We start from the raw sequence: 20,035 nt of genomic DNA, 5'->3' as shown, positions 1-20,035 counted from the left end.
CTGGGCAGACGACCTGGGCAGACGTCTGGGCTTGGGTGGGCGGTCGGCGACGCCGGGAGGAGCAGCGATGTACCAGACCTGGATGCGGTTCTTCAGTCCCGGCCCCGCCCACCACCGCCTCGGCCTGGTCTGCCTCGGCGTCGGCCTCCAGCACGGCGCGCTGCCCACGGTCGGCCCGCGCACCCTGGACCACCACGTGGCCGTCGTGATCAGCGCGGGCGGCGGCTGGTACCGGGGCGCCGACGGCCGCCGTACGACCGTCACGGCCCCCGCGCTGCTCTGGCTCACCCCCGGCGTGCCCCACCACTACGGCCCCGACCCGGACACGGGCTGGGACGAGGGCTTCGTCGACTTCGCCGGGCCCGCCACCGCCACCTACACCGAACTCGGCTACATCGAGCCCGAGCGGCCCGTCGTCCCGCTCTCCGACGCCGCCGGACCCCGCGCGGTCGTCGCCCGCATCGCCCGCGCCGCCCGCCGCGGCAACCCGCTGCTGGAGGTGGAGACCGGCGCCGCCGTGCACGAACTCCTCGTCGCCCTGCGCCGCGCCCGCGCCGACCTCGCCCCCGACGGGGATCAGGTGCTCGAAGCGCTCGCCCGGGACGCCTGCAAGCCGATGAGCGTCGCCGACCACGCGCGCGTGCACGGCATGACCCCTGCCGAGCTGCGCGGTGCCGTCCGCCGCGCCGCCGGGTGCAGCCCCAAGGACTACCTGCTCGGCATCCGCCTGGGCCGCGCCAAGGAACTCCTCGCCGCCACCGAGCTGCCCGTCGCCGCCGTGGCCCGCCGCGTCGGCTACGACGACCCCGCCTACTTCTCCCGCCTGTTCACCCGCCGGGTCGGCCTCGCCCCCGTCCGCTTCCGGGCCCAGCAGGGCCGTAACGTCCCCGGCGGCTGGAGCGACCGGATTCCGGATCCGGACGATCCGCCGACGATCTCACCCCTCGAAGCCCACTAGGGCCCGCTGCGCCGACCCCATAGGGTGGACACCCATGAACATCAGCAAGACCGGTAGCGATGACGTCGACCCCGAGGTCCGCCAGGAGCTGGAGCGGCTGCGTCAGAGCATCGACAACATCGACGCGGCCGTCGTCCACATGCTCGCCGAGCGGTTCAAGGCCACCCAGCAGGTCGGCCGCCTCAAGGCGCAGCATCAGCTGCCGCCCGCCGACCCCGCGCGCGAGTCCCGGCAGATCGAGCGGCTGCGCAGCCTCGCCGAGAACGCCAAGCTCGACCCGGCCTTCGCCGAGAAGTTCCTGAACTTCATCATCGCCGAGGTGATCCGGCACCACGAGCGCATCGCCGAGGACGCCGCGACCGGGGAGCCCGCGCCGACCGACTGAGGCACCGGCCCGGGGCGGAACAACGGCGGGTGCGGGCCCGGGGCGGACAAAAGCCGTGTACCGATCCGCCCCTGTGCGCTGTCGGCGCCATCAGGCAGCATGGCGTACATGTCCGTACTGACGCGCGATGAAGCGCAGCTCCGAGCACAGTTCCTCGACGTCCACCGCTACACGGTCGAACTGGACCTCACCACCGGGGACGAGACCTTCGACTCCCGCACCGTGATCCGGTTCACCGCCCGGTCCGCCGGGGACACCTTCGTCGAACTGAAGCCCGCCGAGCTGCGCAGCGTCACGCTCGACGGAGAGCCCCTCGACCCGGAGTCCCTGGCCGACGGCCGGCTGCCGCTGAAGAACCTCGCCGCGGGCGAGCACGAGCTGCGGGTCGACGCGGCCATGACCTACTCGCGGACCGGCGAGGGCCTGCACCGCTTCACCGACCCCGCCGACGGCGAGACGTACCTCTACTCGCAGATGTTCCTGGACGACGTCCAGCGCGTCTTCGCCGCCTTCGACCAGCCCGACCTGAAGGCCGTCTTCTACCTGTCCGTCACGGCGCCCGAGGGCTGGACCGTGCTCGCCAACACCGTCACCGAGCACCTCGGCGGGGGCCGCTGGCGGGCCGCCCCGACCGCGCTGATCTCCACCTACCTCGTCGCCGTCGCCGCCGGTCCCTGGCACTCGGTGCGCACCGAGCACCGCGGACTGCCCTTCGGCATCCACTGCCGCCGCTCCCTCGCGCCCTACCTCGACGCCGACGCCGACGAGATCTTCGACGTCACGCGCGCGTGCTTCGACCGCTTCCACGAGACGTTCGAGGAGCCGTACCCCTTCGACTCCTACGACCAGGCGTTCGTCCCCGAGTTCAACGCCGGCGCCATGGAGAACCCCGGCCTGGTCACCTTCCGCGACGAGTTCGTCTTCCGCTCCGCCGTCACCGACACCGAGCGGCAGGAACGCGCGATGGTCATCGCCCACGAGATGGCCCACATGTGGTTCGGCGACCTCGTCACCCTCAAGTGGTGGGACGACATCTGGCTGAACGAGTCCTTCGCCGAGTACATGGGCTACAAGACCACCGCCGAGGCCACCCGCTTCACCGACACCTGGACCGAGTTCGGCGTCTCCCGCAAGGGCTGGGGCTACGACGCCGACCAGCGCCCGTCCACCCACCCGGTCGCCCCCGAGGCCGTCGACGACACGGCCTCCGCCCTGCTCAACTTCGACGGCATCTCCTACGCCAAGGGCGCCTCCGCACTGCGCCAGCTCGTCGCCTGGCTCGGCGAGAAGGACTTCCTCGCGGGCATCAACATCCACTTCAAGCGGCACCGGTTCGGCAACGCCACCCTCGCCGACTTCCTCGACTCCCTGGCCGCCGCCACCGCACGCGACGTGCACGGCTGGGCCGACGCCTGGCTGCGCACCAGCGGCGTCGACACGCTCACCCCCGCGGTCACCTCCGCCGAGGGCACCTGCGCGCTCACCGTCGACCGCGCGGGCAGCCGCCCGCACCGCGTCACCGTCGGCGTGTACGACCGCGACGTCGCCGACGAGGGCCGCCTGACCCTGCGCGAACGCGTCGAGGTCGACGTCCCGCAGAGCGCCCCGGAGCCCATCGGCAAGCGCCCCGCGCTGCTCCTGGTCAACGACGGCGACCTCACCTACACCAAGGTCCGCTTCGACGCCGAGTCCTTCGACGCGGTCCGCACCGGCCTGTCCGGACTGCCCGGGGCGCTCAACCGCGCGGTCGTGTGGAACGCCCTGCGGGACGCCGTCCGCGACGGCGAACTGGCCCCCGCCGCCTACCTGGAGACGGCCCGCGCCCACCTGCCGCTGGAGACCGACCTGGCCCTCGTCCAGGGCGTCCTCGCCTTCGCCTCCGGCCAGATCGCCGACCGCTACCTCGCCCCGGAGGACCGCCCGGCCGCTCTCGGCACCCTCTCCGCGCTCTGCCGCGACCTGCTGCGCCGCACCGAGGACGGCGACAACCCCGGCCTGCGCCTGATCGCCGTACGGCACTTCATCGACGTCGCCGCCCACCCCGACACCATCGCCGCCTGGCTGGCCGACGGCACCGTCCCCGGCGGGCCGGAGCTCGACCCCGAACTGCGCTGGCGCATCCTCGCCCGGCTCGCGGTGCTCGGCGCCACCGACGAGGCCGCCATCGCCGCCGAGCTGGAGCGCGACCCGTCCGCCACCGGCCAGGAGGGCGCCGCCCGCTGCCGCGCCGCCCTGCCCGACCCGGAGGCCAAGTCGGCGGCCTGGGAGGCCATGTTCAGCCGCGACGACCTGTCCAACTACCTCTTCACGGCGACCGCACAGGGCTTCTGGCAGCCCGAACAGGCCGAGCTGGTACGGCAGTACGTGCCGCGCTACTACCAGGACGTGGTCGCGCTCGCCGCCCGCCGCGGCCCGGCCATCGCCCAGGCTGCGGGCCGCACGGCCTTCCCGCGCCACGCGGTGGACGCCGAACACCTCGCCCTCGGCGAGGCCTGCCTGCGCGACGCCGAACCGGTCACCGCACTGCGCCGCAAGCTCGTCGACGAACTGGACGACCTGGCCCGGGCGCTGCGGGTGCGGGAGGCATAGGGACCGGTGAGGCAGGAGAGGTGACTCAGAAGGGGCGGCCGGGCCGGACCGCGCTCGGCCGCCCCCTCGCCCGTCACCGCCTCACAGGCGCAACTCCGCTCGCCGCACGCCCCCTTCGCGCGGTCCCGTCCGCCGGTTGCCCGTCCCGGACCCACCCGGGGCCGGGGCGTCCAGGGTGAATCCGAGCCGCTCCAGGAAGCACTCGCCCGCACGCCAGCCGGGCGGGACCGTCGCCGTCACCGACGACATGCCCTCGGCACGGGCCGGCAGCGCCTCGGCCACGGCCCGGCCGAGGCCCCGGCCCCGCGCCCAGGGCGCCAGCAGGAACAGGCCCACCGCCACCGCCCCCGGCTCCGGATGGTTCCGTACGGCGTCCACCAGGCCCGTGACCACGCCGTCCCGCTCCACCACCAGGAGCACCTTGTCCTCGGAGCGCGCTCCCTCCGGCAGCGAGTAGAACAGGCTCTGCACGTCGCCCGGACCCGACCGGCGGCCCAACGTGTTTTCCCTGTACGGCAGTACCCACTTTCGGGTTCCACTCGTTGGACTTTCCGGATGCCCAGCCCTTTTCCGGTACAAGCTGGTAGGTGCCCGCGCCCCGGAGGAGAGCCCATGAGCATGCCGCCCCTCGCCTCAGGACCCGACGGCCCCGGCGCCCTGCGGCCGTACCTGGACACCGTTCTCGACGCGCTGGCGGCCGGCGCCAGGGCGCGCGGCGGGCCGCTGCCCGCCGGCGGACCCGAGGCCGTCGCGGCCAGGGTCGTCGCCGCGCTCGGCGAGGTCCTGCCGGACGACGGCGACCCGGACGCCCTGCGCGCCCTCGTGCACGTCCTCGCCGAGGGCGCCGCCGATCCCGCCGACCCGCTGTGCGCGGCCCATCTGCACTGCCCGCCGCTCGCCGTCGCCACCGCCGCCGATCTCGCCGTGAGCGCCCTCAACCCGTCCCTGGACTCCTGGGACCAGGCCCCGGCCGCCTCCGCGCTGGAGGCCGAGGTCACCCGCGCCCTCGCCCGCGAACTCGGCTTCGCCGACGCCCTGGTCACCAGCGGCGGCACCGAGGCCAACCAGCTCGCCCTGCTGCTCGCCCGCGAGGCCCACGGCGGCAGCGTCCAGCTGGTCTGCGGGGCCAACGCCCACCACTCGCTGCCCCGCGCCGCCTGGCTGCTCGGGCTGCCCGACCCCGTCGTCGTACCCGCCCCCGGCGGCACCCTCGACCCGGCCGCCCTGGACCAGGCCCTCAGCACGCTGCCCGGCCCGCTGCTCGTCACCGCCACCGCCGGCACCACCGACGCCGGCCTCATCGACCCGCTGTCCGAGATCGCCGGCCTCTGCACCGCGCACGGCGCCCGCCTGCACATCGACGCGGCCTACGGCGGAGGGCTCGCCTTCAGCGACCGGCACCGCGACAAGCTCGCCGGACTCGAAGCCGCCCACACCGTCACCCTCGACCTGCACAAGCTCGGCTGGCAGCCGGTCGCCGCCGGCCTCCTCGCCGTCGCCCACCCCGGCGAACTCGCCGTGCTCCACCAGCGCGCCGACTACCTGAACGCCGACGACGACACCGAAGCCGGCCTGCCCGACCTGCTCGGCCGCTCCCCGCGCACCACCCGCCGACCCGACATCCTCAAGGTCGCGGTCACCCTCAAGACCCTGGGCCGCACCGGACTGGCCGCCCTGGTCGACCAGGTCTGCGCCCGCGCCTGGGAGTTCGCGGCCCTCGTGCAGGGCCACCCCGGCTTCGAGCTGTACGACCGGCCCGTCATCAGCACGGTGCTGTTCCGGGCCCGCGGGCGCCGCCGACGACGCCGTGGCCGCCGTACGCCGCAGGCTGCTGCACGAGGGCCGGGCCGTCCTCGGCCGGGCCCGCCTCGACGGCCGCCTCTGGCTCAAGGCCACCCTCCTCAACCCCCACACCCGGCCGGACGAACTGGCCCACCTCCTGAACGCCGTGACAGAGGCCGCAGCAGAGGCCGCAGCAGAAGCCGTGGCAGAACTCGTAGAAGAAGGCACCCTCGGATGACGCTCCCCGCACGCGAAGAGCCCGACTCCCCGCGCGACCTGGTCGGCATCGGCATCGGGCCGTGCAACCTCTCCCTCGCCGCCCTCGCCCACCCGCTCGCCGAACTCGACGCCGTCTTCTACGAACAGCGCCCCGGCTTCGACTGGCACCCCGGACTGCTCATCGAGGGCACCACCCTCCAAGTGCCTTTCCTCGCCGACCTGGTGACCCTCGCCGACCCCACCAGCCCGTGGAGCTTCCTCAACTACCTCAGGACCCGCGAGCGGCTCTTCCCCTTCTACTTCGCCGAGCGCTTCCGCATCCAGCGTGCCGAGTACGACGCCTACTGCCGCTGGGTCGCGCAGAGCCTGCCCGGGCTGCGCTTCGGCCACCAGGTCGAGGCCGTGCGCTGGAACGCCGAACGGGACGTGTTCGAGGTCGACTTCACCCAGCTCGACGCCGACGGCGAGGCCGAGGCCCTCGGCCGTACCTACACCCGCAACGTCGTCCTCGGCGTCGGCACCGCCCCCCATGTGCCCGACCCGCTCAAGCCGCTGGTGGACGCCCCCGGCGTGCTCGTCGTCCACGCGGCCGACTACCTCGGCCACCGGGACGCGGTCCTCGCCGCCGGGCACGTCACCGTCGTCGGCTCCGGGCAGTCCGGCGCCGAGGTCTTCCTCGACCTGCTGCGCCGCCGCCCCGCCGGCCGCGAACAGCTCCACTGGATCGGCCGTACCGAGGCGTTCGCGCCGATGGAGTACTCCAAGCTCGGCCTGGAACATTTCACCCCCGACTACACCCGCTACTTCCACGCCCTCGCCGAACCCGTCCGCGACCGGCTCGTCGCCGCGCAGTGGCAGCTGCACAAGGGCATCGACGCGGATACGCTCGCCGCGATCCACGACGAGCTGTACCGGCGCAGCCTGCACGGCGGCTGGCCCGACGCCGTCCTCACCCCCGGGGTCCGGGTGCGCACGGCGGGCCGCATCGCCACCACCAAGGTGGAACTTCACCTGGAACACATCCAGCAGGGCAGACGCTCCCGCCTCACCACCGACGCGGTCGTCCTCGCCACCGGCTACCGCGAGCGCCCCCTCGACCGCATCCTCGCGGGACTCGACCCCTATATGCGCTGCGACAGCAGCGAACGCCCGCGCATCGACGAGCAGTTCCGGCTCGACCTCGGCCCTTCGGTCACCGGCTCGGTCCACGTCCAGAACGCCGAACTCCACACCCACGGCGTCGGCGCGCCCGACCTGGGCCTCGCCGCCTGGCGCAGCGCCACGATCCTCAATTCCCTCACCGGAAAGGAGCCGTACCCGCTCCCGTCCCGAACGGCCTTCACCGCTTTCGGACTCCAGGAGCGATCGGAACGCGTGCCACCGCAGTCCAGGCGGCTGACCCCGCTAGTGGACGGCGCCTAGAATCGCTCATAGGAGCGAGCCCTCGCACAATTCAACACTTGTCAATAACCCTTTACTCAATGTGTGTTGAGTAGTCATGCAGCGCCAATTCTCTACCGGTCGGTAAGGAATAGGCTCGAAGTCATGCGCCGAGCGAAGATCGTTTGTACTCTGGGGCCCGCCACCGACTCGTACGACCAGATCAAGGCATTGGTCGAGGCCGGAATGGACGTGGCCCGGTTCAACCTCAGCCACGGCAGCCATGCCGATCACGAGGAGCGTTACCGGCGAGTGCGAAAGGCGGCCGACGAAACCGGCCGCAGTGTCGGAATGCTGGCCGACCTTCAAGGTCCGAAGATCCGGCTCGGCCACTTCGGCGAAGGCCCCGTACTCCTTGAACGCGGCGACACCTTCACCATCACCGTGGAGGAAGGCGTCGAAGGCGACCGCCACCAATGCGGCACCACCTACGCCGGCCTCGCCGCCGACGTCACTCTTGGTGAGCGCGTCCTCGTGGACGACGGCAAGGTCTGCCTGGAGGTCGCCGCCGTCGACGGCCCCCGCGTGCGCACCCGGGTGGTCGAGGGCGGCATGGTCTCCGACCACAAGGGCCTGAACCTCCCCGGCGTCGCCGTCTCCGTCCCCGCCCTCTCCGAGAAGGACGAGGACGATCTGCGCTGGGCGCTGCGCACGGGCTTCGACGTCATCGCCCTCTCCTTCGTCCGCAGCGGCGAGGACGTCGAGGACGTGCACCGCATCATGGACGAGGAGGGCCGCCGCCTCCCGGTGATCGCCAAGGTCGAGAAGCCGCAGGCCGTCGACGCGATCGACGACATCGTCGCCTGCTTCGACGGCATCATGGTCGCCCGCGGCGACCTGGGCGTCGAAATGCCCCTCGAACAGGTCCCGATCGTCCAGAAGCGCGCCATCAAACTCGCCAGGCGCAACGCCAAACCGGTCATCGTGGCCACCCAGATGCTGGACTCGATGATCGACAACTCCCGCCCGACCCGCGCCGAGGCCTCGGACGTGGCCAACGCGGTCATCGACGGCACGGACGCGGTGATGCTCTCCGGCGAGACCAGCGTCGGCAAGTACCCGATCGAGACCGTGCGGACCATGGCGAAGATCGTCGAAGCGGCCGAGGAGGACATCCTGGCCAAGGGCCTCCCGCCCCTGACGGACCGCAACAAGCCCCGCACCCAGGGCGGCGCGGTCGCCCGGGCCGCCGCCGAGATGGGCGACTTCCTCGGCGCGAAGTTCCTGGTCGCCTTCACCCAGTCGGGAGACACGGCCCGCCGCCTCTCCCGCTACCGCTCCCCGATCCCGCTGCTGGCCTTCACCCCGGAACCGGCGACCCGCTCCCAGCTCAGCCTCACCTGGGGCGTCGAGACCTTCCTCGGCCCACACGTGGCTTCGACGGACGCCATGGTCGACCAGGTGGACGAACTGCTCCTGAAGTACGGCCGCTGCGAGAAGGGCGACGTCGTGGTGATCACAGCGGGCTCCCCGCCCGGCGTCTCCGGCTCGACCAACATGGTCCGCGTCCACCACATCGGCGAGGACGACAGCCCCAGGTAACGACGACAGCCCCAGGTAACAACGAAGGGCCTCTCCGGAAGGAGGGGCCCTGTCAGGAACACTGACCTTGAAATCCAAGGAAAAGTGCCCCGGGTCGGACTCGAACCGACACTGTACGGGTTTTGAATCCGTTGCCTGCTGCCAATTGGGCTACCGGGGCTCGTAGAATCCAAGGTTTCCCTTGACCCTCCGCGCGTCCACCATACCGTAGCTAGGTAGGCTCTTGTCAGCAGTACCCCTGCCCTGAACGAGGAGCTTCCGTGACCGCCGCCGAGTCGCCCCAGCCCGTTGACGCGCCCGACGACGACAAGTCGCACGTGCCTCCGATGACGACCCGTGTCGTCATCGCCGAGGACGAGGCCCTGATCCGGCTCGACCTGAAAGAGATGCTGGAGGAGGAGGGGTACACCGTCGTCGGCGAGGCCGGGGACGGTGAGCAGGCCGTCGAACTGGCCCGCGAGCACAGGCCCGACCTGGTCATCCTCGATGTGAAGATGCCCAAGCTGGACGGCATCTCCGCGGCCGAGAAGATCGCCGAGGAGTCCATCGCCCCGGTCCTGATGCTCACCGCCTTCTCGCAGCGCGACCTCGTGGAGCGCGCCCGGGACGCCGGCGCCATGGCGTACCTGGTCAAGCCGTTCAGCAAGAGCGACGTCGTACCGGCCATCGAGATGGCGGTGTCCCGGTTCGCCGAGCTGAAGCAGCTGGAGCAGGAGGTCGCCGACCTCAGCCAGCGGCTGGAGACGCGCAAGCTGGTCGACCGTGCCAAGTCCGTCCTCCAGACCGAGTACGGGCTGACCGAGCCGGCCGCCTTCCGCTGGATCCAGAAGACCTCCATGGACCGCCGCATGTCGATGCAGCAGGTCGCCGAGGCGGTCATCGCGGACAGCGACGAGAAGAAGGCGGCCAAGAACGGCTGATCCCTAAGACGGCCGTTTCGCGGACATGAAGAGGCCCGCGCCCCGGAGAAGAGGGCGCGGGCCTCAGCCGTACGGCGATCAGTCCTCGCCCAGATACGCCTTGCGCACGGACTCGTCGTGCAGCAGGTCCTGGCCGGTGCCGGAGAGCACGATGGAACCGACCTCCATGACATGGCCCTGGTCGGCGAGCGAGAGCGCCGCCTGGGCGTTCTGCTCGACCAGCAGGATCGTGGTGCCCTGGGACTTCAGCTCGGCGATCGTCGCCATGATCTTCTGCATCATGATCGGCGACAGACCCATGGACGGCTCGTCCAGCATCAGCAGCTTCGGCTGGGACATCAGCGCCCTGCCCATCGCCAGCATCTGCTGCTCACCTCCGGAGAGGGTGCCGGCGGCCTGCTTCCTGCGCTCCCCGAGGATCGGGAAGAGCTCGTAGGCGCGCTGGATGTCCTTCTCGATGCCCGGCTTGTCGCTGCGCAGGAACGCGCCGAGGCGCAGGTTGTCCTCGATGGTCATGCGCGGGAAGATGTGCCGCCCCTCTGGGGAGTGGGCGAGTCCCAGCGAGACGACCTGGTGGGCCGGGACCTTCTTCAGCGACTTGCCGTTGAACCGGATCTGCCCGCCGACCGGCTTGAGCAGGCCGGACAGGGTGCGCAGGGTGGTGGTCTTGCCGGCGCCGTTGGTGCCGATGAGGGTGACCACCTGGCCGGCCTCGACCTTGAAGGAGATGCCCTTGACGGCCTCGATCTTGCCGTAGGCGACCCTCAGGTCCTCTACTTCGAGCAGTGCGGTCATCGGTCGTTCTCCTCGCCGGACGCGGCATCCGTCTGGTTCTCGGCCTCCGCTTCGGCGGCCTCGGCCTGGGCTTCGGCCGCCTCGGCGTGTGCTTCCGCGGCCTCGACCTCGGCGACCTCCTCGTCGCCGGGGGCGTTCTCGAAGGGCTCGCCGAGGTAGGCGGCGATGACCCGCTCGTCGCCCTGCACGGTCGCGCTGTCGCCCTCGACGAGCTTCTGGCCCTGCACGAGCACGGCGACGCGGTCGCACAGATTGAAGATGAACCGCATGTCGTGCTCGATGACGAGGACGGCGATGCCCCTGTCCCGGATGGCGAAGACCAGTTCCTCGGTGGCCCGGGTCTCCTGCGGGTTCATGCCGGCGGTCGGCTCGTCCAGGAGCAGCAGACCGGGCTCGCTGGCCAGGGCGCGCGCGATCTCCAGCTTGCGCTGCTCGCCGTAGGGGAGGTTACGGGCCAGGTGCTCGGCCTTGCGCTCCAGGCCGACGAACTCCAGCAGTTCCATGGCCCGTTCGCGGGAGGCCTTCTCGGCGCGGTGGAAGCCGGGGCCGCGCAGCACGGCCGACCAGAAGCCTTCCTTGGTGCGGGTGTGGCGGCCGACGAGCACGTTCTCCAGGACCGTCATGTTGGCGAACAGACGGATGTTCTGGAAGGTGCGCGCGATGCCCGCCTCGGTGACCTTGAAGGACTTGGGCGGCAGGACGTTGCCCTTGTAGCGGACCTCGCCCTCGGTGGGGACGTACAGACCGGTGAGGCAGTTGAAGAAGGTGGTCTTGCCGGCGCCGTTGGGGCCGATGAGGCCGACGATCTCGCCGGCGTTCACGTTGAGGTCGACGTCGCGGACGGCGGTCAGACCACCGAAGCGCATCGTCACACCGCGGGCGTCGAGGACGGTCTCGCCGGGCACGGCGGCGCCGGGGGCGGTGTCCTGCGTGGTGGTGTCGGTGGTCATCTTGGTCAGGCCCCTGCCTTGGTGAGGACGGTGGGCGCTTCCGCGTCTTCGTGGAACTCGAGCTGGCGGCGCCGGTTGGGGATGAGGCCCTCAGGGCGGAAACGCATCAGCAGGATGAGTGCGACACCAAAGGCGAAGAGCTGGTAGTCGCCGAGGAACTGGAGCTTGTTGGGGATCAGGTACAGCAGGGCCGCACCGATGAGCGGACCGCTGATGGTGCCCATGCCGCCGAGGACGACCGCGGCCAGCAGGAACGCGGAGTTGGGCGGGACCTGCCCGGCGAACTTGTACTGCTCGGGCGTCACGGTGTAGGTGACGTGGGCCTGCACGGTACCGGCGAGACCGGCGAGGGAGGCGCCGACGGCGAACGCGACGAGCTTGACCCTGAAGCCGTTGATGCCCATGGCGAGCGCGGCGGTCTCGTCCTCGCGGATGGCCACCCAGGCGCGGCCGATGCGGGAGTCGCCGCTGCGCCGGAAGACGACCACGACGACGGCCGTGATGAGCAGCATCAGCAGGAAGTAGTTGGCGAACCGGCCGATGGTGAACCCGCCGACGTCGTGCTGGGCACCGAAGTCGAATCCGAGGATGTCGAGGTTCGGGATGGACGAGACGCCGTTGGAGCCGTTGGTGACATTGGGGCCGGAGGTGCCGTCGAGGTTGTTGACGGTGATTCGGAAGATCTCACCGAAGCCGAGCGTGACGATGGCGAGGTAGTCGCCGCGCAGGCGCAGCGTCGGGGCGCCGATGAGGACGCCGAAGACGAGGGAAGCAGCGGCGCCGACCAGGGCGGCGGCCCAGAACGGGAAGTGCACGTCGAACGGCGAGCTGGGGGAGCCCGAGACCAGACCCGCGGCGTAGGCGCCGACGCCGAGGAAGGCGACGTAGCCGAGGTCGAGGAGGCCGGCGAGGCCGACGACGATGTTCAGGCCGAGCGCGACCGTGGCGAAGATCAGGATGTAGACCCCGAGGGTCGCGTACTGGTCGTTGGTCTGGGTGAACGGGAACAGCGCCGCGGCGATGAACCCGCCGAAGATGGTGATGGCCTGGTGCCGGGACGCGATCTCCGAGGCGTGGGCGATCAGACCCGTCTTGTTGAGGGCGGCGAAGCTGAAGCCCGCGGTGATCAGGAAGCCGATGAACTGCTCGTCGTATTCGGTGCCGATGCCGTAGGTGAAGACGGTCAGGCCGAGCGCGAGCATCGCGACGATGATCAGGATCTCGGCGTACGCGGGCAGCTTGGCCACGGGGCGCGGGGAGCCCGCGTTGAAGGCCGCCTTGACCGTCTCCCACTGGTGGGCGAGCCCGTGCTTGTACTGCTCCCAGCCGGTGTCGTCGGGGTCGACCGGGTCGGGTTCGGGCCGCTGGAAGGGCAGGGCCAGGGCTCCGACGAAGGCGGCGAGGCTGCCGATCGCGACGAGGAAGCCGCCGGCTTCGAGGTTGACGAGACCGCCGAGTTCGTCGCTGATCGCGATGACCGTGTACCAGCTGGTGGCGAAGGTGGCGAGCGCGGCGAACTTGATGGCCGCGTCCGCGCCGGCGGGCACGAGCCAGCCCAGGCCCTTGATGCCGTACGAGGCGAGGCACAGCAGGGTGGTCAGGATGCCGCCGATGAGGACGAGGACCTGCAGGCCGCCCGGGTAGCCGTAGACGGTGAGGTCGCCCGGGAAGCGGGCGGTCCAGGTCCAGGCGAGGAACGTGGAGACGATCGTCAGCACGCTGCCGCCGGCGGCGAGCGCGCGGCCGGCCTTCTCCGGGAGGCCGATCAGGCCGGACGGCGCAGCCGTGTCCGGCGCGCTCGGGGTCTCGGATGCGGTGGTCTGTGTGGTCATCGGTCTCACGCCCTGTCCGCGACGCGCTCGCCGAGCAGACCCTGCGGCCTGAACAGCAGTACGAGGATGAGGAGTACGAAGGCCCAGACGTCGGCCCAGGACTGGCTGCCGAACTTGTCCATGCCCGGGATGTCGGCGATGTAGGCGGTCGTCAGGGTCTCCGCGACACCGAGGACGATGCCGCCGATCATGGCTCCGTAGATGTTGCCGATGCCGCCGAGGACGGCCGCCGTGAACGCCTTCAGACCGAGGATGAAGCCCATGCTGAAGCTGACCTCGCCGTACTTCAGGCCGTAGGCGACGCCGCCGACGGCGGCGAACGCGGCGCCGAGCGCGAACGCGATCACGATGATGCGGTCGGTGTTGACGCCCATCAGCTTGGCGGTGTCCGGGTCCTGGGCGGTGGCCTGCATGCCGCGCCCGGTACGGGTCTTCATCACGAAGTAGGCGAGGATCGCCATGCTGATTGGAGCCGCGGCCACGAGGAAGATGTCACCGGTCTGGATGGTGACGTTGCCGATCTCGAAGGGGCCCCCGCCGATCTGCGGGAAGGTGCGCGCGGACTTCGCCCCCGGGTACCAGGCCCACACAGCCTGCTGCAGGGCGAGGGAGAGGCCGATGGCGGTGATGAGGGGCGCGAGGCGAGGGGCTGTGCGCAGGGGGCGGTAGGCGAACCGTTCCGCTCCGACGGCGATGGCGACCGCGACGATGATGGCGCCGATGATCATCAGGGGCAGCGCGATCCACATGCTCGTGCCGCCGGGAAGCCAGAGCCAGACCGTGAGAGCGCCGAAGCCTCCCGTCATGAATATCTCGCCGTGGGCGAAGTTGATGAGCTGGACGATGCCATAGACCATCGTGTAGCCGATGGCGACCAGCCCGTACATGGATCCCAGTAGCAGGCCGTTGACCAGCTGCTGCGGCAGTTCGTTCACCGCATGTCCTCCGAGACGTTCGGAATGTTCGACGAATGTGGCCGGATGCGAGTCCGCGCGGGGCGCCAGTGGTGCAGCGCCCCGCGCGGCTCGGCAGGTGCGGGGGAGGGTCAGCCGCCGTTGTAGGTGCCGGACTCCACGGCCTTCCAGGCACCGGAGGTCACGGAGTAGACGGTGAGCTGCTTGTTGGTCGCGTCACCGTACTCGTCGAAGGAGACCTTGCCGGTCACACCGTCGAAGGTGACGTTCTGGACGGCGGCGGTGATCTTGGCGCGGGCGTCGGAGGGCAGCTTGCCGCCGTTGTCGTCCACGACCTTCTTCACGGCCTCGATGATCGACCAGGCCGAGTCGTAGGAGTAACCGCCGTAGGCCGCGTACGCGTCCTTGTAGCCCGCCGCCTTGTAGTTGGCGACGAAGTCCTTGGCGGAGGGCAGCGTCTCGACCGGCGCGCCGACCGAGGTGGCCAGGTCGCCGGTGCCGGAGGCGCCGGAGAGCTTGATGAAGTCGTCGGCGTAGATGCCGTCACCGCCGACCAGCGGGATCTTGGCGCCGGCGGCCTTGATCTGCTTGCTCAGCGGGCCGGCCTGCGGGTACTCGCCGCCGTAGTAGACCACCTGGGCGCCGGAGTTCTTGACCTTGGTGGCGACCGCGGAGAAGTCCTTGGTGTCCGGGTTGATGTGGTCGGTGCCGACCACCTTGCCGCCGAGCTTGGTGAACTCGCTGGTGAAGGTCGCGGCGAGGCCGGCGCCGTAGGTCTTCTTGTCGTCGATGACGAAGACCTTGGTCTTCTTGGCCTTGTTGTACACGTACTGCGCGGCGAACGGGCCCTGAATGGCGTCCGTGGTCGCGGTGCGGAAGTACGACTTGTACGTGCGCGCCTTCGACTTCTGCCAGTTCTCGCCCTGGGTCAGCGCCGGGTTGGTGTTGGCCGGGGAGACCTCGACCAGCTTGGCGTCGTCGAAGACCTTCTGCATCGACTGGGCCACGGAGGAGTTGAGCGGGCCGACGACGCCGAGGACGTCGTTCTCGCCGACGAACTTGGTGGCGTTCGTCTGGCCCGAGGAGGGCTGCGCCTGGTCGTCCAGGGCCTCGATCTTGAAGGTGACGCCCTTGACGTAGTTCTGCTTGTTGGCCTGCTTGGCCGCGAGGTCCACCGAGTTGCGGATGCCCAGGCCGAGCGCGGACAGGTCGCCGGTCAGCGGGGCGTCGACGCCGATGACGACGGTGGTGCCGCCGTTGCCGGAGTCCGAACCCTTGTCGCCGCTGTCGCGCGAGCCGCAGGCGGTGAGGGTGAGTGCTCCCGCCGCCAGGGCGGCGGTGATGGCGATGAGCGAACGTTGACGCACGATCAGTCCTTTCCCCAAGACGACCGTCTCCCCACGGAAACGGTCGAGCCGCGGCCCGGCAGAACTGACAATCTGACGGCGCGGTGACTGGCCGTGACTCTAGGCGCGTGCAGGGAATGTCGAGGAGGGTCTGACCGATGCTGTGACGCTCTTGTTATGACACGGGGTAATGCAGAGCGGTACGCCATGGGTGGAACGGCGGAATTCCGGCCGATTCGCCCCGTCCGCATCGTGAGAACCCGCAGGACTCACCCTGATCAGTTCAGGCGTCTCAAGGGTTTTGGTGATGACGCGGCTCTGTTGCTGCAGGCGACTTTCAGGGCTCGTGAGAGGTACTGCGCGTAGCGCGAACCAGGGATGTAACTGTGAATCTGCATTGCACGCGCATTACGTAGAGTTACTTCCAGGAAAGGGAGCCCGGCATCCTTCGGCACTTTTCCGCATTCCGTCACGTGCATGGTTATCGTGATCTTGCGGGCGGAACCCGCCTTTGTTCCGAAGGGGGCGCGCGGGTCCGTGGTCAGCGCGAGACCCTCGTACGGCTGGGTCACCCGGGTCACGGTGACCGGCGGTCCGGCCTCCACGGTCAGCAGCACCGTGAAGCTGAAGCTGCCGGGCGGGGCGCTTGCCGGAGTGGCCGCGCCGTGCAGATACGCCACCTCCACCACCTGTGCCGGATACGGCGGTTGGGGCGCAGGCTGCGGAGGCGGCGGCGTGGGCCGGGTCAGGTAGAGCGTGCCGCCGCCCGCGAGCAGTACGGCGCCCGCGGCCATGGCCAGAACCGTGCGGCGGTGGCGGGCGTACAGCGCGGCGAGGGCGCTGCGCGCCCGGCCGGCGGTGCGGGCGGTCCCGGGGGCCTCCGGCGCCCTCCGGTCCTCACGCTCGTGGGTGCCCTCGCCGGGCTCCAGGGGTCCGATGCCGCTCATTGCCACGGACCTCCGCTCGGGACCCCGTGCAGGTACCGCCGGGCGCAGGCCCGGCGAGCCTGACGATCGATCAACCGGTCGGCTGCGGCGGCCCCTTGACGCCGCTCCACGGGCCGGGCCGCGTCCACGACGTCCCGCAGGATCTCGTACTGCCCGTTGGACAGCCCCATCGACTGGTAGTCGCCGTAGGTGCCGCTGTCGAACACCTTGCGCGCCCAGTGCGCGACGATCCTGGCACACAGCTCGGCGTCGGAAGTCGCCGACGCTTCGGCGGAGTTGTGGGCGGGGTGCCGGGAGCCGCCGGGCCCGGACCCGCCGCAGCCGGCCGCCGACGGCAACAGGAGCGCCGGCAGAGCCAGTCCGAGCATCAGGAACCTCGCCCCCGTCGGGGGGCCTCCTCGCCGTCCCATGTGCCGAAGCTAAGGGGAGAGAGGGCCGGGGGCAACGGCCCGGCCCGCTCGGCTTCTGGCGGTCTGCGCCTGAACCCTCAGCTGCCGACGGCGGTCTGTGCCTGAGCCTCCTCGCCCGTCGGCACGTCCCGCAGCAGACAGGTCAGCCGGGCACTGCACACCCGGCGGCCCGCCTCGTCGCTGATCACGATCTCGTACGTCGCCGTCGAGCGGCCCCGGTGCACCGGCGTGGCCACACCGGTGACCAGGCCCGAGCGGACCCCGCGGTGGTGCGTGCAGTTCAGGTCCACACCGACCGCGATCTTCGAGCTGCCGCCGTGCAGCATGGAGCCGACCGAGCCCAGGGTCTCCGCCAGCACCGCGGAGGCGCCGCCGTGCAGCAGGCCGTACGGCTGGGTGTTGCCCTCCACCGGCATCGTCCCGACGACCCGCTCCGGCGAGGCCTCCAGGATCTGCACGCCCATCCGGTTGCCGAGGTGCCCGGCGGAGAACAGGGCCGGCAGATCGACGCCGAGCGCCGCGTACTCGTCGATGATCTCCTGCGGGAACTTCACTCGCTGCTGCTCACCCATGGGCCCGGCTCCGTTCGTGGTGCTCCTGTCTGGTGGCTGAGCAAACGCTCAGTCGGTCGCCGATTGTTCCAGACGCACCACGACGGACTTGCTGGCCGGGGTGTTACTGGTCTCCGCGGTGGCATCCAGCGGCACCAGCACGTTGGTCTCCGGGTAGTACGCCGCCGCGCACCCCCGCGCCGTCGGGTAGTGCACGACCCGGAAGCCGGGCGCCCGCCGCTCCACACCGTCCCGCCACTCGCTCACCAGGTCGACGTACGAGCCGTCCGCGACCTTCAGCTCCCGCGCGTCCTCGGGGTTCACCAGGACGACCCGGCGGCCGTTCGTGATGCCCCGGTAGCGGTCGTCGAGGCCGTAGATCGTGGTGTTGTACTGGTCGTGCGAGCGCAGGGTCTGGAGCAGCAGCCGCCCCTCGGGCAGTTCGGGGTACTCGACCGGCGCCGCCGTGAAGTTCGCCTTGCCGGTGGCCGTCGGGAAGCGCCGCTCGTCGCGCGGGGCGTGCGGCAGCGTGAAGCCGCCCGGACGGGCCACGCGCGCGTTGAAGTCCTCGAAACCGGGGATCACGCGCGCGATGCGGTCACGGATCGTCGCGTAGTCCTTCTCGAACTCCTCCCACGGCACCACGCTGTCCCCGCCCAGCACCTGGCGCGCGAGCCGGCACACGATGGCGGGCTCGGACAGCAGGTGCGTGCTCGCGGGCTCCAGACGGCCCCGGGAGGCGTGCACCATGCCCATGGAGTCCTCGACGGTCACGAACTGCTCGCCGCTGCCCTGGAGATCCCGCTCGGTCCGCCCGAGCGTCGGCAGGATCAGCGCCCGCGCACCCGTGACCACGTGCGAGCGGTTCAGCTTGGTCGACACGTGCACGGTCAGCCGGGCCCGCCGCATGGCCGCCTCGGTCACCTCGGTGTCCGGGGAGGCGGAGACGAAGTTGCCGCCCATCGCGAAGAACACCTTCGCCTCGCCGTCGCGCAGCGCGCGGATGGCCCGTACGGCGTCGAAGCCGTGCGCGCGCGGCGGCGCGAACCCGAACTCCTTCTCCAGCGCGTCCAGGAAGGCCGGGGCGGGCCGCTCGAAGATGCCCATCGTCCGGTCGCCCTGCACGTTCGAGTGGCCGCGCACCGGGCACACGCCCGCACCCGGCCGGCCGATGTTGCCGCGCAGCAGCAGGAAGTTGACGACCTCGCGGATGGTCGCGACGGCGTGCTTGTGCTGGGTGAGGCCCATCGCCCAGCAGACGATGGTCCGCTTGGAGGCGAGGACCATGCCGAGGGCCTGCTCGATCTCCGCGCGCGTGAGGCCGGTCGCGGTGAGCGTGTCGTCCCAGTCGGCGGCCCGGGCCGCCTCGGTGAACTCCTCGTACCCATGGGTGTGTTCGCGCACGAACTCCTCGTCGACCGCGTCGTCCGTCTCGAGGATCAGCTTGTTCAGGAGCCGGAAGAGCGCCTGGTCGCCGCCGATGCGGATCTGCAGGAACAGATCCGTGAGCGCGGTGCCCCTGAGGATGCCCTTCGCGGTCTGCGGGTCCTTGAACCGCTCCAGGCCCGCCTCGGGCAGCGGGTTGACGCTGATGATCTTCGCGCCGCCCGCCTTGGCCTTCTCCAGCGCGGTGAGCATGCGCGGGTGGTTGGTCCCCGGGTTCTGGCCCGCGACGATGATCAGGTCGGCCTGGTACAGGTCCTTCAGCAGGACGCTGCCCTTGCCGATGCCGATGGTCTCCGACAGCGCCGAGCCCGAGGACTCGTGGCACATGTTCGAGCAGTCCGGCAGGTTGTTCGTGCCCAGCTCGCGCGCGAACAGCTGGTACAGGAAGGCGGCTTCGTTGCTCGTACGGCCCGAGGTGTAGAAGACGGCCTCGTCGGGGGAGCCGAGCGCGGCGATCTCCTCGGCGATTATGCCGAAGGCCCGCTCCCAGGTGACCGGCTCGTAGTGCTCGCCCCCCTCGGGGAGGTACATGGGGTGCGTCAGCCGCCCCTGCTGTCCCAGCCAGTAGCCGCTGCGCCCGGCGAGGCCGGCGACGGAGTGCGCGGCGAAGAACTCGGGGGTGACCCGGCGCAGCGTGGCCTCCTCGGCCACCGCCTTCGCGCCGTTCTCGCAGAACTCCGCCGTGTGCCGGTGCTCCGGCTCCGGCCAGGCGCAGCCCGGGCAGTCGAAGCCGTTCTTCTGGTTCACGCTCAGCAGCGTCAGCGTGGCGCGCTTCACGCCCATCTGCTGGCGGGCGATACGCAGCGTGTGGCCGAGGGCCGGCAGCCCCGCCACCGCGCGCTTGGGCTTTGCGACCTGTGGTGCGTCCTGAACCGGATCACCCTTCGGTGGCTTCGTCGCCATCGCACGGCCCCCCTTCGACTGCGTGTGAGAAATCCGGGACCGATCCTCCCACGCGCCACCGACAACCGTGCCGGGCGGGAGCACGACGGCCGGGACCCGTGGGTGA

General features: G+C 70.7%; 16 protein-coding genes, 1 tRNA gene and 1 pseudogene. 7 read left to right on the top strand and 11 right to left on the bottom strand.

The window, feature by feature from the left end; genetic code table 11:
- The first annotated feature begins 67 nt into the window (after positions 1–67).
- The 3 genes from ACWD35_RS14550 to pepN all read left to right on the top strand — a co-directional run bounded on the left by ACWD35_RS14550 (position 68) and on the right by pepN (position 3,932).
- The gene (locus tag ACWD35_RS14550) at positions 68–958 is read left to right on the top strand and encodes a helix-turn-helix domain-containing protein (protein ID WP_451351545.1); all 891 of its coding nucleotides are present in this window, start codon (positions 68–70) and stop codon (positions 956–958) included.
- A 34-nt stretch (positions 959–992) separates the two neighbouring features.
- Entirely contained in the window at positions 993–1,343 is a 351-nt protein-coding gene (locus ACWD35_RS14545; protein ID WP_451351544.1) for a chorismate mutase, read from the top strand.
- 108 nt (positions 1,344–1,451) lie between these two features.
- Positions 1,452–3,932, top strand: coding sequence for an aminopeptidase N (gene pepN, locus ACWD35_RS14540; RefSeq protein WP_451351543.1), 2,481 nt, complete (start codon positions 1,452–1,454; stop codon positions 3,930–3,932).
- An 81-nt stretch (positions 3,933–4,013) separates the two neighbouring features.
- Here pepN and ACWD35_RS14535 read toward each other — a convergent pair whose 3' ends face one another.
- Complete coding sequence (locus tag ACWD35_RS14535) at positions 4,014–4,430, bottom strand: N-acetyltransferase family protein (protein ID WP_451351542.1); 417 nt, start codon at positions 4,428–4,430, stop codon at positions 4,014–4,016.
- A gap of 114 nt (positions 4,431–4,544) precedes the next feature.
- Between ACWD35_RS14535 and ACWD35_RS14530 the strand changes: the two are divergent.
- The 3 genes and pseudogenes from ACWD35_RS14530 to pyk all read left to right on the top strand — a co-directional run bounded on the left by ACWD35_RS14530 (position 4,545) and on the right by pyk (position 8,915).
- Positions 4,545–5,952: pseudogene (locus ACWD35_RS14530) on the top strand (pyridoxal phosphate-dependent decarboxylase family protein).
- A complete protein-coding gene (locus ACWD35_RS14525; RefSeq protein ID WP_451351541.1) occupies positions 5,949–7,355 on the top strand; it encodes a lysine N(6)-hydroxylase/L-ornithine N(5)-oxygenase family protein in 1,407 nt (468 codons plus the stop codon). Before ACWD35_RS14530 ends, ACWD35_RS14525 begins: the two are co-directional and overlap by 4 nt.
- Positions 7,356–7,478: 123 nt before the next feature.
- A complete protein-coding gene (pyk, locus tag ACWD35_RS14520; protein ID WP_451351540.1) occupies positions 7,479–8,915 on the top strand; it encodes a pyruvate kinase in 1,437 nt (478 codons plus the stop codon).
- 85 nt (positions 8,916–9,000) lie between these two features.
- Here pyk and ACWD35_RS14515 read toward each other — a convergent pair.
- Positions 9,001–9,075, bottom strand: a tRNA-Leu gene (locus ACWD35_RS14515).
- Between the two features lie 100 nt (positions 9,076–9,175).
- On the opposite strand from ACWD35_RS14515, the gene ACWD35_RS14510 reads away from it, so the two are divergent.
- Positions 9,176–9,835, top strand: coding sequence for an ANTAR domain-containing response regulator (locus ACWD35_RS14510; protein WP_451351539.1), 660 nt, complete (start codon positions 9,176–9,178; stop codon positions 9,833–9,835).
- A gap of 78 nt (positions 9,836–9,913) precedes the next feature.
- On the opposite strand, the gene ACWD35_RS14505 is transcribed toward ACWD35_RS14510, so the two are convergent.
- The 9 genes from ACWD35_RS14505 to ACWD35_RS14465 form a co-directional block, all read right to left on the bottom strand.
- The gene (locus ACWD35_RS14505) at positions 9,914–10,630 is read right to left on the bottom strand and encodes an ABC transporter ATP-binding protein (RefSeq protein ID WP_451351538.1); all 717 of its coding nucleotides are present in this window, start codon (positions 10,628–10,630) and stop codon (positions 9,914–9,916) included.
- Positions 10,627–11,580 (bottom strand): ABC transporter ATP-binding protein, encoded by a 954-nt coding sequence (locus tag ACWD35_RS14500; RefSeq protein ID WP_451351537.1) that lies wholly within the window; start codon positions 11,578–11,580, stop codon positions 10,627–10,629. Before ACWD35_RS14500 ends, ACWD35_RS14505 begins: the two co-directional genes overlap by 4 nt.
- Positions 11,581–11,585: 5 nt before the next feature.
- Positions 11,586–13,412, bottom strand: a complete 1,827-nt coding sequence (locus ACWD35_RS14495; protein ID WP_451351536.1) for a branched-chain amino acid ABC transporter permease — start codon at positions 13,410–13,412, stop codon at positions 11,586–11,588.
- A gap of 5 nt (positions 13,413–13,417) precedes the next feature.
- Positions 13,418–14,347, bottom strand: a complete 930-nt coding sequence (locus ACWD35_RS14490) for a branched-chain amino acid ABC transporter permease (RefSeq protein WP_451351535.1) — start codon at positions 14,345–14,347, stop codon at positions 13,418–13,420.
- A 110-nt stretch (positions 14,348–14,457) separates the two neighbouring features.
- Positions 14,458–15,693 carry a branched-chain amino acid ABC transporter substrate-binding protein gene (locus ACWD35_RS14485; RefSeq protein ID WP_451351534.1) on the bottom strand — a complete coding sequence of 412 codons (1,236 nt, stop codon included), beginning with the start codon at positions 15,691–15,693 and terminating at the stop codon, positions 14,458–14,460.
- A gap of 257 nt (positions 15,694–15,950) precedes the next feature.
- Positions 15,951–16,619, bottom strand: a complete 669-nt coding sequence (locus ACWD35_RS14480; protein ID WP_451351533.1) for a Tat pathway signal sequence domain protein — start codon at positions 16,617–16,619, stop codon at positions 15,951–15,953.
- A complete protein-coding gene (locus ACWD35_RS14475) occupies positions 16,616–16,987 on the bottom strand; it encodes a hypothetical protein (RefSeq protein ID WP_451351532.1) in 372 nt (123 codons plus the stop codon). Before ACWD35_RS14475 ends, ACWD35_RS14480 begins: the two co-directional genes overlap by 4 nt.
- A 119-nt stretch (positions 16,988–17,106) precedes the next feature.
- On the bottom strand, positions 17,107–17,601 hold the full coding sequence (locus ACWD35_RS14470) for a PaaI family thioesterase (RefSeq protein ID WP_451351531.1): 495 nt from the start codon (positions 17,599–17,601) through the stop codon (positions 17,107–17,109).
- A gap of 48 nt (positions 17,602–17,649) precedes the next feature.
- The gene (locus tag ACWD35_RS14465; RefSeq protein WP_451351530.1) at positions 17,650–19,929 is read right to left on the bottom strand and encodes an FdhF/YdeP family oxidoreductase; all 2,280 of its coding nucleotides are present in this window, start codon (positions 19,927–19,929) and stop codon (positions 17,650–17,652) included.
- Positions 19,930–20,035: the final 106 nt, after the last annotated feature.

Source organism: Streptomyces sp. NPDC002671 (genome assembly GCF_053592475.1).
Note: the sequence above shows the minus strand (reverse complement) of the source record. Positions and strands in the feature narration are given on the sequence as shown.